Raw genomic sequence first — 13024 nt, forward strand, 5'->3', positions numbered from 1 at the left:
GGAGTTAGCATTTACAGTGCAAGTGACAGGTTGATAGCTGTCCGGTTCGCGTCTCGGGATAGTCATAGACACGTAACGGAAACGTCACTGTGGAGGGGTTGTTCTGACATCATTCATCGTCCATGTTGCGCGGCCTTGTTCGCAAATTTTGCGCACAAGACTTGTTGTAACATGAAAATGAAATGTCGTATTGAAACCTCCCGTCGTAGTACACCCGCTGGCTTTACCCTTGTGGAATTGCTGGTGGTCATCGCCATCATCGCCATCCTCGCAGGCATGCTTTTGCCTGCCTTGAGCAAGGCGAAACAAAAAGCCGCCCAAACCTCCTGCATGAACACCATGAAGGGGCTCGGCACAGCCATGCACATGTATCTGGGCGATGCCCAGAATGAGATCCCGTATGCCCGCTTCACGATGAACGGTAACAAGGAAGGCCTTTGTTGGGATGACTTGCTGCAGCCTTATCTGGGTGGCACCGCGTCGCTGGAACAACTCAGCGGAAACTACTACACCAAGACAAACAACCACGCCTTGAAATGGGCACAGTGCCCGGCGGACAAAGTATCGCCCACATCAGCCAATGCGGTGCGTCGCAGCTATTCGCTGCCGCAGCATGCGGGACCGCGGGCGTTTGCACCGGCGTTTGATACCCTTATCTGGCCGCCCAGCCAGATCAGCCGCAGCGGTGTGGGCCTGTGCCTGCAACAAGGCGCCATTGAAGGCACCACCACCGGACCTAACGGCATGGGCGGAGCCACCTGGAAGGCAGATGCGAACCCGAACAGCATCAACAACACCGCCACCGCCACCACGGATGCGTGGAAGATCCGCGGTCAACGCGCCATCAGCGCAGCGCTGGTTACGGATACCGTGGCCACCTTTGCCATCGTGGAGCGCATCCATCCGGGCAATTACGCCGGGCAATCGTTCTACGGCGAGGTCCCGAACTCCGATTACCAGTTCGACAGCGGCAACGTGGCCCTCGGTTTCCCGAACGGCTCCCATCACGGTGCCGATTCCTACAACTACCTCATGATGGATGCCCATGTAGAATTCCTTGGCCGGAACTTCACCCTGGGCCAGACCAATCTGCTCACCAGCAAGCAGACCGGCATGTGGTCCATCACGGCGAAAGACTAGCAATAATTTGCCTCAACACTGGCAACGGGAGCCGACTCATACCCTGTCGGCTCCCATTTTCCATGTACAATTCTTTCACAAATCGTGCTTCACCTCATTCTTAAAATTCAGGTAAACAAAATGGCATCCGGCAACGTCTAATCAAGCGTTAGCCCAGTCGTCATCTATCCAAAAGGGACAGAACATGAACGGGCGGACGGATGACGGATGAAAAACAGTTTGAAGACATCGTTGCAGAAATCAGTGCTCCTGGCCGGGATTTTCGCCCTCGTCAGCACCTTTTTTTTAACCGAGGCATTCGCCTCAGGCGGAGGTGCCAAGCCCGCGGAAACCTTCAGCTGGGCCGCGTTCCTCGGGCCCTTTCACACCGTAGTGCTGCATCTGCCCATCGGCTTCATGACCATCGCCCTCGTCCTGGAAGCACTCCACTTCTTTCAACCCGCCGACCTCTTGCGGAAGGTCATCCGCCTTATCCTCGTCCTCACCGCCCTCACCGCGGCACTCGCTGCCGGGCTTGGCTGGATGCGCGGCCTGGGCGCGGATTACGATCCCGTCACCCTCGACCGCCACCGCTGGGCTGGCGTCGCCTTTGCCGTCGTCACCGGCATCACTGCCGCCCTCAGCTTCGCCCTTGGAAAGGCCCGGGCCATCCGCGGCCTCTACTTCGCCTTCATCGGCCTGTGCATGGGCGTGATGACCATCACCGGCCACCTCGGCGGCAATCTCACTCACGGCAGCACCTACCTCACGGAGAACGCGCCGGAGTTCATCAAGAAACTCGCCGGCGGCAAGAGCACGACGGCCATCGTGGAACCCCCGAAAGATGAGGCCACCAAGTATTATGTGGAACACATAAAACCCCTCTTTGAAGCCAAGTGCTTTTCCTGCCACGGCCCGGAGAAGCAGAAGGGCGATCTGCGGCTGGATGTGCGCGAAGCCGTCCTCAAAGGTGGCGATAGCGGAGAACCGGCGGTCAAGCTGGATGATCCCGCAGCCAGTTACCTGCTTCGCCTTGTGATGATGCCGCCGGACCACGATGATGTGATGCCGCCATCTGGCAAAGGCACCGTGAGCGAGGAAGAGATCATGAAGCTCATCCGCTGGATACGCGCCGGAGCCGTGTATCCGGAAGCCGTCCCCAGCGTGGCTACCAACGCCAGCGGAACTGCGGCGAGATAAGCTCTCTGCACTCGCTTGGCACGCCCAGGGGACCGGCGGCGATTTTAAGCTGAGCGAGCAATGGAGCCATCGGGCGGGAAGGGCTGGGAGCAACGTCCGAACTTCACTCCACCCTTCGACGCGAATTCCGCGAATTGGGGTAGGGTTTGGGCTGGACCAGAGGGAGGGGGTGGGGCATTAAACAGGGGCCAACCCGAGGAACACGGAATCACAACGGGGGCAATCACCAGATGTTTGAACAAGCTTTCAGGAATATTGACGACGCTCTCAGGAAAGAGGCGGGGTGTACCACAGAGCTAGACTATACGGAGCAGACGTCGTGGTTGCTGTTTTTGAAGTACCTGGATGGGTTGGAGCAGGACAAGGCGGATGAGGCCAAGATGGAAGGGAAGAGATACCAATTCATCTTGGATAAGGATTATCGTTGGGAGAGTTGGGCGGCTCCGAAGGACAAGGATGGGAAGATTGACCATAACAAGGCGCTGAGCGGGGATGACTTGACGGAGTTTGTGAACAGGAAACTGTTCCCCTATCTGCAAGGGTTCAAGGCTAAGGCGACGGGGTCGAATACGCTGGAGTACAAGATCGGGGAAATCTTTGGGGAGATTAAGAATCGCATTCAGAGCGGATACAATCTGCGGGACATCATTGATCATATTGATGAACTGCGGTTCCGCTCGCAGACGGAGAAACATGAGCTGAGCCATCTGTATGAGGCGAAGATCAAGAACATGGGGAATGCGGGGCGGAATGGCGGGGAGTATTACACGCCGCGTCCGCTCATCAGGGCGATGATTCAGGTGGTGAAGCCGAAGATTGGGGAGACGATCTATGACGGGGCGGTGGGTTCGGCGGGGTTCTTGTGCGAGGCGCATGATTACCTATCGCAAGGGAAGCTGACGACGAAGGATTTACAGACGTTGCAGACGCGGACGTTTTACGGGAAGGAGAAGAAGTCACTCGCGTATGTGATCGCCATCATGAACATGATTCTGCATGGGATTGAGGCACCGAATATCGTGCACACGAATACGCTGGCGGAGAATCTGGCGGATATTCAGGAGAAAGACCGGTATCATGTGGTGCTGGCGAATCCGCCGTTTGGCGGGAAGGAGCGGCCGGAGGTGCAGCAGAATTTCCCGATTCGCACGGGAGAGACGGCGTTTCTCTTCCTGCAACACTTTATCAAGATACTGAAGGCGGGCGGGCGCGGAGCCATTGTCATCAAGAACACGTTTCTTTCCAATTCCGACAATGCCTCGGTGAGTTTGCGGAAGCTGCTGTTGGAGAGTTGCAACCTATATACAGTGTTGGATTGCCCGGGGGGGACGTTCCAAGGAGCCGGGGTGAAGACGGTGGTGCTGTTCTTTGAGAAGGGCGCGCCGACGCGAAAGGTGTGGTTCTACCAGCTAGACCCGGGCCGCAGCTTGGGTAAGACGAACCCGCTGAATGACGATGACTTGGCGGAGTTTGTGAAACTGCAGAAGACGTTTACCGATTCTCCCAAGAGCTGGAGCTTGAATGTAAAAGATATTGATGCGGAAACGTATGACCTTTCGGTGAAGAACCCGAACGGAGGCGAAGAAGTGACGCATCGCAGCCCACAGGAGATTATGGAGGAGATTGCTGCCTTGGATATGGAAAGCGCGGAGGTGTTGGGAAAAATTAGGGGGCTGTTGAGATGAAGAAGGGGTGGCAACGGAAAAGATTGGATGAAGTATGCGAAATCAGCATGGGGCAAAGCCCTGATGGTGACAGCTACAACACGACTGGAGAAGGCGTGCCGCTCATCAATGGCCCGGTAGAGTTCAGTGATGAATCTTTTGGCGAGACAATTCGTTCCAAGTTCACCACTGAGCCCACGAAATTCTGTAAGAGAGGTGATCTTATCCTGTGTGTTCGAGGTTCGACGACTGGGCGAATGAACATAGCTGGCTTTGATGCTTGTATTGGACGTGGTGTGGCTGCCATCCGAGCTAAGGAATATCAGCCATGGATCAATCACTTCATCAATTCCAAGCGGGATGAGATTCATGGGAAAGGTACAGGAGCTACTTTCCCTAACGTTTCAGGCGCAACGTTAGCTGGCTTTGAATTGATCATGCCTCCGATTGATGAGCAGCGGCGGATTGTGGGGGTGTTGGATGAAGCGTTTGCCGGGTTGGCGACGGCCAAAGCCAACACCGAAAAGAACCTCCAAAACGCCCGCGCCATCTTTGAAAGCCACCTCCAATCCGTCTTCACCCAGCGCGGCAAAGGTTGGGTTCAATCAAAACTGGACGACGTATGCGGATTTCAGAACGGATTTGCATTTAAGAGCAACACTTTTAAGCCATCAGGTGTCCCGATTCTGCGTATTTCTAATATTCAAGATGGCCGAGTTGATACTGATAACAGGCTCGTTTTTTTTGACCCTAAAGACTACAAGGAGAATCTAGACAGATATCGGGTGGTTGAGAATGATCTGCTGATAGCGATGTCAGGTGCAACTACAGGAAAACTTGGATTCAACACCCAGAGAACAGTCTCTTATTTGAATCAACGGGTTGGAAAGTTTGAGCCGGGAGAAAAACTCAACAAGCGTTTTCTTTATCACTTTCTTTCCACAAAAGTTGAGGAGAATCTTCGTATTTCAGCAGGTGCAGCTCAGCCCAATTTAAGCACGGAACAAATCAAAGGATTTATGCTGCCGCTGCCAGCTATTGATGAACAAACACGCATCGTTGAAACGTTCGAAACTTTGCAGTCTAAAACCCAACGCCTCGAATCCATTTACCAGCAAAAGCTCGCCGCGTTGGAGGCCTTGAAAAAGTCGCTGCTGCATCAGGCTTTCGAAGGGAAGCTTTAAGATTGAAATTTTTCACCATGAATAAATCAACACCATTTTCACTGCGTATTTTTATTGTCGATGGTGATCCTGACGGGCTCCGTTTGGTGGACCGTAGCAATTGGATCGGCAAAGCAGTGATGTTTCCGCGCGCTCTTTATGCGAAAGTTCGTGATCGAGACGAGTTCCAGCAAACTGGAGTTTACCTGCTGATAGGACCGCGAGACAATGGTGATGGTGAAATGATATATATTGGTGAAGGTGATCCAGTGCGCCCGCGATTTGAGCAGCACTATGCCAAGAAGGATTTTTGGACGCGCGGGGTGTTCTTTGTGGCAGGACCTGGGCAGCTAAACAAAGCGCACGTTCAGTATTTAGAAGCGCGTTTAATTAAACGGGCTTTAGGAGCCAAGCGCACCCCTTTGGAGAATGGAAACCACCCTGCAGAACCGACTTTATCTGAGGCTGATCGAGCTGATATGGATGTGTTTTTGGATAATATCCTTGGAATGTTGCCAGTGCTTGGAATTGTAGCTTTTGAGCAGAGCCAGCAATCTTCGAGTGCAGATGTTATACTCTTGACTTGTAGTAAAAAGGGCATTTCTGCGTCTGGTTACGAAACGCCACAAGGTTTTGTAGTTAAAATTGGTTCTAAAGCTTCAATCGACGATTCGCCATCTTTAATGGAGAACTTTAGCTACGTCTGCGATTTACGTGTTGAATTGGTTAAGAATGGTGTTTTAGCTCGAGAAGGGAATTCATTGGTTTTCTCGCAAAACTACACATTTAATTCTCCTTCATTGGCGTCATCAATCGTGTTAGGACGTCCTTCGAATGGTCGCATTGAATGGAAAGACGTAAATGGTAGAACACTTCGGCAAATACAGGAGGCTCAAGCAAGTGCCTAAAATTCATTAAGGTTATGAACGAAGCCGAGACACGCGCCGAGTATATTGATCCCGCCTTGAAAGCGGCGGGTTGGGGCGTGGTGGAGGGCAGTCGTATCCGGCGCGAACACAAGATTGCGCCGGGGCGTATCGAAGGTCATGGGAAGAAGGGGAAGGAGATCATTGCGGATTATGTGCTGGAGTATCGGAATACGAAACTGGCGGTGATCGAGGCCAAGGCGTGGGATGAGGAACTGACGGAGGGTGTGGGGCAGGCGAAGGATTATGCGGGCAAGCTGGCGATCCGCTATACCTACGCGACGAACGGGCAGGGCATCTACGGCATAGATATGGAAACAGGAAGGGAAGGCATGGTAGCCGCCTATCCCACTCCCGATGAACTGTGGGCGATGACGTATGCCAAGGAGAATGCCTGGCGGGATCGCTTCAACGAGGTGCCGTATCCGAACAAGAGCGGAAGCTGGGACATCCGGTTCTACCAAGAGATCGCGGTCAAACGGGTGCTGGAGCGGATAGCAGATGGGCGGGATCGTATTCTGCTGACCTTGGCCACGGGCACCGGCAAAACCTCGATCGCATTTCAGATCGCGTGGAAACTTTTTCAAGCGCGTTGGAATCTGGGCGATGAGCCGTCGCGTCGGCCACGCATTCTTTTCCTCGCAGACCGGAATACGCTGGCGACCCAAGCCTATAATGATTTCACATCCTTTGCGGCTTTCGCGGATGATGCTCTGACACGGGTTAAGCCGGAGGAGATTCGGAAGAAGGGCAGTGTGCCGAAGAATGCGAGTGTGTTCTTTACGATTTTCCAGACGTTCATGAGTGGACCGCCGAAGGATGGGCAGCCATCGCCTTACTTTGGGGAGTATCCACCGGACTTTTTCGATTTCATCATCATTGATGAGTGTCATCGCGGTGGGGCTAATGACGAGAGCAGTTGGCGGGACATTCTCGAATATTTTTCACCCGCAGTGCAGCTCGGTCTGACAGCGACGCCGAAGCGGAAGGATAACGTGGATACCTACGCCTACTTCGGCGAACCGGTGTTCATCTACTCGCTGAAGGAAGGTATCAATGACGGGTTCCTGACGCCTTTCCGCGTGCGGCAAATCCAAACTACGCTGGATTACTACGTCTATACTTCCGATGACACGGTGGTGGAGGGGGAGATCGAGGGCGGGAAGATTTATGAAGAGGCGGATTTCAACAAGAGCATCGAAATCCGTGAGCGCGAGAAGAAGCGGGTGGAAATCTTCATGGGCGAGATCAACCAGAAGGAGAAGACGCTGGTATTCTGCGCGAATCAGGCGCACGCATTGCTCATCCGTGATCTGATCAACCAAGTGAAGATGAGCAAAGATCCGCTCTACTGCGTGCGGGTGACGGCGAATGATGGGGCGCTGGGTGACCAGTATTTGCGCGATTTTCAGGATAACGAGAAGACCATTCCGACTATCCTCACGACATCGCAGAAGCTTTCTACGGGGGTGGATGCGCGGAATGTGCGGAACATCGTGTTACTGCGACCGGTCAACTCGATGATCGAGTTCAAACAGATCATCGGGCGAGGCACGCGGCTGTATGACGGGAAGGAGTATTTCACGATCTATGATTTCGTGAAGGCGCATCAGCACTTCATGGACCCGGAATGGGATGGTGAGCCGGTGGACCCAGAGGTATGTGATGTGTGCGGCAAGTATCCGTGTGCCTGTGCGAAGCCGGAGAAGAAGCCGTGTCCCGAGTGCGGGCAGCAACCATGCGAGTGTCCGGCAGAAGCGTGTGAGGTGTGTGGGGCAACGCCATGCGTGTGCCAGAAGAAGAAGCCCAAAGTGAAGGTGAAGCTGGCGGATGGCAAGGAGCGGAGCATCCAGCACATGATGATGACGAGCTTTTGGCATCCAGATGGAACGCCGATGTCTTCCCAGCAGTTCATGGAAATGCTGTTCGGCAAGTTGCCGGACTTTTTCAAGAACGAGGATGAATTGCGCGAGCTGTGGAGTGCGCCGGATACGCGGGCGAAGTTATTGCAAGGGCTGGCGGAGAAAGGGTTCACACATGATGCGCTGGGGGAGATGCAAAAACTGATCGATGCGGAGAAGAGTGATCTCTTCGATGTGCTGCTGCATGTGGCCTACGCGCGGGCACCGATCACACGTGAGGAGAGAGCGGCGCGAGCGAAGGTATCCATCAGCTCGCACTTCGGTACGAAGCAACGGGTGTTCTTGGATTTTGTGTTGTCGCATTATGTGAGCATCGGCGTGGAGGAGTTGGATCAGGAGAAGCTGACGCCGTTGTTGAAGCTGAAGTATAGCGCGATATCGGATGCGATTGCGGAGCTCGGGAAACCAGAGGAGATCGGGAGAGCGTTCGCGGGGTTTCAGAGGTATCTTTACGAGAGGGCGGCGTAGGGGCCGGTTGCACCGGCGGGCCAAACCGGTTGCACCGGTGGGCCTATATGGGGGAGACGACGCGTCAAGCCGCGTTGGGCGGAAAGCGGAGTCAAGCCTCCGCACTCCAAAGGGGGAGACTGGACAGGCGATGGCGCCTGTCCCACTACGGTTAGAGGATCATCGCCTCGGTGGCTGCTTTTGGTGGAAAACCTCGGCACTTATGTGCAAGTGCCGAGGGTGGGTTGCGCCCGCGGGCATATATTTAGGAACGGGGAAGGTGTTTGTTAAAGGGGACGCGTCTTGGGGGGTGAGGGAAGGGGGAAAGGCAAGGTTTGGGCGGGACAGGGAGATGCATGGGCTCGAGAGGACTCTCGCCCTACCGGATTAGGTGACTTATGAAAGGTGGGTTTTGTGTAATTTGCTCATTATCAATCCATTAGAATTGTGAATAACTTTTTAAGTGAAAGTGATTGATTCTTGCGAGGTTTGTGAGAATGTTTTGGTGCTGGCAGAAGGGTTTTCGGCTGGCAAAGGAGTGCCAGTTGCACTGGCGGGCGATTAAAGGGAACGGGTAAATTCCAACGCTCAAAATCTCACAATAGAAGAAAGGGAATAGGTCTTATGGGGCTGATGTGACTAATGGGGATTAAGAAACGTCCAACGTCCAACTTGGAACGTTCAACGTTCAGAGAGGGGAAATGGGGAGCTGCTTAAAAGCGGAACTCTTACCTTACTGAGGTGAAATGATTAATGGATTCGATGGGGTGGATGAGAAGGTTCACGGGGGCGGGGGGTGGCCATTCTTGCGCGGAGGGGTGTTCACGACTTACTTTGAGTGCACATGAATGGTTGATGTTGGGCAATATCTGTCCAGCAAAGCGATGGTCGTTCGGGAAGGTTGTCGGTGGGAATAGAGTTATGAATACGAAACTTTTTGGAGAGCGCAGCACCCAGAATCCGCACGTGCTCGCGTTCGTGGAGGACGCGGTGAAGTTGTGCCAGCCGGATAGGGTCTTTTGGTGTGATGGCTCGGAGGGGGAGAAGGCGTATCTGCTGCAGGTGGCGGTGGAGGCGGGGGTGTTGATCCAATTGAACCAGGAGAAGTTGCCGGGGTGTTACTATCATCGCTCGCATCCGAATGACGTGGCGCGCGTGGAGCAGTGCACCTACATCTGCACGCCGAAGGCGGAGGACGCGGGGCCGACGAATAATTGGGCGGATCCGAAGACGATGTATGCGAAGCTGAACGGGTTGCTCGCCGGGTCGATGCGCGGTCGCACGCTGTATGTGGTGCCTTACCTGATGGGGCCGCTGGGTTCGCCGATGACGAAGGTGGGGATCGAGCTGACGGATTCCATCTACGTGGTGCTGAACATGCGCACGATGGCGCGCATGGGGGTGCAGGCTTACGAGCAATTGGGGATGGGGAGTGACTTCAATCGCGGCACGCATTGCACGTGCGATCTGGATCCGGAGAAGCGGTTCATCTGCCATTTCCCGCAGGATAACCAGATCATGTCGGTGGGCTCGGGTTACGGCGGCAATGCGTTGCTGGGGAAGAAATGCCTGGCATTGCGCATCGGGTCGTATCTGGGGCGGAACGAAGGTTGGCTGGCGGAACACATGTTGGTGCTGGGCGTGGAATCGCCGGAGGGCGAGAAGACGTGGGTGGCGGCGGCGTTCCCGAGCGCGTGCGGCAAGACTAACTTCGCGATGCTCATCCCACCGGAGCGTTATAAGGGGTGGAAGGTGTGGACGTTGGGCGATGACATCGCGTGGATGAAGCCGGGCCCGGACGGGAAGCTCTACGCGATCAATCCGGAGGCGGGCTACTTCGGCGTCGCGCCGGGGACGAATTTCAAGACGAACCCGAACGCGATGCGATCGATCCAAAAGGACACGATCTACACGAACGTGGCGCTCCTCCCGGACGGCGATGTGTGGTGGGAGGGCAAGGATGGTGAGCCGCCGAAGGAGTGCCTCGACTGGAAAGGCAACAAGTGGACGCCGGACTCGAAAGAGAAAGCGGCGCATCCGAACAGTCGTTTCACGGCACCAATGGCGAACAACCCGATGCTCGCCCCGGAAGCGAATGATCCGAACGGTGTGCCGGTGAGCGCGATCATCTTCGGTGGTCGCCGCGCAACGACGTTGCCGCTGGTGTTCCAGGCGTTCAATTGGGTACACGGAGTTTACATCGGCGCGACGATGGGTTCGGAAACGACTGCAGCCGCCGTAGGTGCGGTGGGACAGGTTCGCCGTGATCCGATGGCGATGTTGCCTTTCTGCGGTTACAACATGGGCGAGTATTTCTGCCACTGGTTGCGCATGCGGAAGCTGGTGAAGTATCCGCCGCGCGTCTTCCACGTGAACTGGTTCCGCAAGGATGGCGAGGGGAAGTTCCTGTGGCCGGGTTTCAGCGAGAACATGCGCGTGTTGAAGTGGATCATCGACCGTTGCCACGGTCGCGCCAATGCGAATGAGACGCCGCTGGGCTGGGTGCCGGGACCGGAATCGTTCGACCTGACGGGGATGAAGGATTTCGACATCGGCAATCTGGAGAAGGCGCAGGAGATCAATACGGAAGAGTGGCGGCGCGAGTTGATTTCACAGGATGAATTGTTCCTGAAGCTCTACTCGCATCTGCCGAAGGAGATGATCTTTCAGCGGGAGCTGCTGGTGTCGAGGTTGTAACGGAGCGCCGGCCTCCGGCCCGGCGAGAGGTTGAAGTGTCGAATGGTGGAAAAGGTTAGCCCTTCATCCATTCGCAGACTTCGTAGTGGTCGCCGTTCATGCCGAGCTGTTGATAGACTTGCTTGGCGCGGGTGTTGCGCTTGTCCACGTAGAGGCGCAGGCCAAAGACGTCGGCGCGTGATTCTGCGAGCGCTTTCACGTGGGCAAAGAGGTGCTTGAAGACGCCGCGACCGCGCGCCTCGGGAATGACATAGACGCTCTGGATCCACCAGATGTCGCCATTCCGCCAATCGCTCCACTCGCTGGTGATGAGCAGCGCGCCGAGGACGCGATCGCCCTCCGCGGCCACGTAGTAACGGCCACGCTGGGGTTGCTCGAAAACAGCGAGCACGCCCGGAGTGCATTTCAGAGGATCGAGGCGCAGTTGCTCCGTCTCCCACGCCATCGCGAGCTGGAATTCGGTGATGGCGGGAGCATCAGCAGGCACGGCGGCGCGGCATAGGATGGATTGGCTCACAGCGAGAGAGTAGCGGTGAAGAGACGCCGGGTGAAGCGCAGATGTAGATGTCTTTACGCTTGGCAGTAAAGGCAGACTGGCGAACGATGTGTGCTATTCTTACGTCATGAAGCAGTTTCGTCGTCATCGGACTTTTTCACTGCGATTACTGGCCGCGATTTTATTCGCAGGCCAATTGCTCTCCGTCACGCCCGCGCAAGCCGCTGAGACCGCGGAGAAAAAAGTCATCCTGCAAGAACGGAAGAAGTGGGTCTTCAAGGAAGACGGTGTGACCTTCAACAACGACTTCGCCGGAGCACGCGTGAACGAATGCACGCGCCTCGGTAAAGACGAGTATCGCATCCTCATCAAGCCCGAGAATGCACCGGTGAACAACAGCGCGTGGTATTCCTTCCAAGTGCAGGCGAAGGAAGCGAAGTCCATCACGGTGCACGTGATCTACGAGGGCGGGGGACATCGCTATCGCCCGAAGACCAGCACGGATGGTATGTCATGGGAACCGCTCGCGACGAATCTGTGGCAAGTCTCGCCGAAGCGCACGGAACTGACGCTGCAACTCAAGGTGGAAACGGAGCCGCTGTGGGTGTCCGGTCAGGAGATCATCACGCAGGAGACATTGAACGAGTGGTTCGATAACATCGTGATCCAGTCCTACATCACGCGCACGAACATCGGCAAATCCATGGCGAAACGGCCTATTGAAGCCTTCGAGATCAACGACGATGCGCCGCCGAATTACGTGTTCCTCATCAGCCGCCAGCATCCGCCCGAAGTGACTGGCCAACTCGGCCTCATGCGCTTCATCGAAGCGCTGACGATTGATAGCCCGCTAGGCCAAAAATTTCGCGAGCGCTTCCGCGTGTTCGTCGTGCCCATGGTGAATCCCGATGGCGTGTATGAAGGTCAATGGCGGCACAACCTCGGTGGTGTGGACCTGAACCGCGATTGGGTGAAGTTCGCGCAACCCGAGACGCAAGCGGTTCGTGACGCGATCGTGGAATGCTTGAAAGAAGAAGGCGCGAAGCCGTATCTGATGATCGATTTCCACTCCACGGATCAGGACATCTTTTATACGCAGCAAGAGGATGCGAAAATCTTCCCGCCGAAGTTCACAGATACCTGGCTCGCGCAGATCAAGGAACGCCTGCCAGACTATCAGCCGAATCGCAGTGGCGCTCACAATGTTGGGATGCCGACCTCGAAATTCTGGGGCCACGAACAATATGGCATCGCCGCGATCACGTTGGAATTCGGCGATAACACCGACCGCAGTTTCATCCGCGAACTAAGCCGCACCGCTGCGGAAGAGATGATGAAGCTTTTGATCGAAGCGGACAAGGTGCAGAACTCGCCCGCACCTTAGAGATGA

At 55.3% G+C, this 13024-nt stretch carries 9 protein-coding genes; 8 read left to right on the forward strand and 1 reads right to left on the reverse strand.

All coding sequences use genetic code 11. The features are described from left to right. Positions 1 to 177: 177 nt before the first annotated feature. The 7 genes from VGH19_11250 to VGH19_11280 all read left to right on the forward strand — a co-directional run bounded on the left by VGH19_11250 (position 178) and on the right by VGH19_11280 (position 11138). Positions 178 to 1140 carry a prepilin-type N-terminal cleavage/methylation domain-containing protein gene (locus VGH19_11250; protein ID HEY1171937.1) on the forward strand — a complete coding sequence of 321 codons (963 nt, stop codon included), beginning with the start codon at positions 178 to 180 and terminating at the stop codon, positions 1138 to 1140. 207 nt (positions 1141 to 1347) lie between these two features. Then, positions 1348 to 2319 (forward strand): c-type cytochrome domain-containing protein, encoded by a 972-nt coding sequence (locus VGH19_11255; protein ID HEY1171938.1) that lies wholly within the window; start codon positions 1348 to 1350, stop codon positions 2317 to 2319. A gap of 230 nt (positions 2320 to 2549) precedes the next feature. After that, positions 2550 to 4004: an N-6 DNA methylase gene (locus VGH19_11260; GenBank protein HEY1171939.1), complete on the forward strand. Its 1455-nt coding sequence runs from the start codon at positions 2550 to 2552 to the stop codon at positions 4002 to 4004. Beyond that, positions 4001 to 5167 (forward strand): restriction endonuclease subunit S, encoded by a 1167-nt coding sequence (locus VGH19_11265; GenBank protein HEY1171940.1) that lies wholly within the window; start codon positions 4001 to 4003, stop codon positions 5165 to 5167. Before VGH19_11260 ends, VGH19_11265 begins: the two co-directional genes overlap by 4 nt. 17 nt (positions 5168 to 5184) lie before the next feature. Next, the gene (locus VGH19_11270; GenBank protein HEY1171941.1) at positions 5185 to 6054 is read left to right on the forward strand and encodes a GIY-YIG nuclease family protein; all 870 of its coding nucleotides are present in this window, start codon (positions 5185 to 5187) and stop codon (positions 6052 to 6054) included. Positions 6055 to 6068: 14 nt separating this feature from the next. Continuing rightward, positions 6069 to 8462 (forward strand): DEAD/DEAH box helicase family protein, encoded by a 2394-nt coding sequence (locus VGH19_11275; protein HEY1171942.1) that lies wholly within the window; start codon positions 6069 to 6071, stop codon positions 8460 to 8462. Positions 8463 to 9362: 900 nt separating this feature from the next. Further along, a complete protein-coding gene (locus VGH19_11280; GenBank protein ID HEY1171943.1) occupies positions 9363 to 11138 on the forward strand; it encodes a phosphoenolpyruvate carboxykinase (GTP) in 1776 nt (591 codons plus the stop codon). A 55-nt stretch (positions 11139 to 11193) separates the two neighbouring features. Here the strand turns inward: VGH19_11280 and VGH19_11285 are convergent, their stop codons facing one another. Continuing rightward, positions 11194 to 11655 carry a GNAT family N-acetyltransferase gene (locus VGH19_11285; GenBank protein HEY1171944.1) on the reverse strand — a complete coding sequence of 154 codons (462 nt, stop codon included), beginning with the start codon at positions 11653 to 11655 and terminating at the stop codon, positions 11194 to 11196. A gap of 106 nt (positions 11656 to 11761) precedes the next feature. Here VGH19_11285 and VGH19_11290 point away from each other — a divergent pair, with 106 nt between their 5' ends. Continuing rightward, positions 11762 to 13018, forward strand: coding sequence for a M14 family metallopeptidase (locus tag VGH19_11290; GenBank protein HEY1171945.1), 1257 nt, complete (start codon positions 11762 to 11764; stop codon positions 13016 to 13018). Positions 13019 to 13024 lie beyond the last annotated feature (6 nt).

It is taken from the genome of Verrucomicrobiia bacterium, assembly GCA_036405135.1.
In the GTDB taxonomy this organism is placed as follows: domain Bacteria; phylum Verrucomicrobiota; class Verrucomicrobiia; order Limisphaerales; family JAEYXS01; genus JAEYXS01.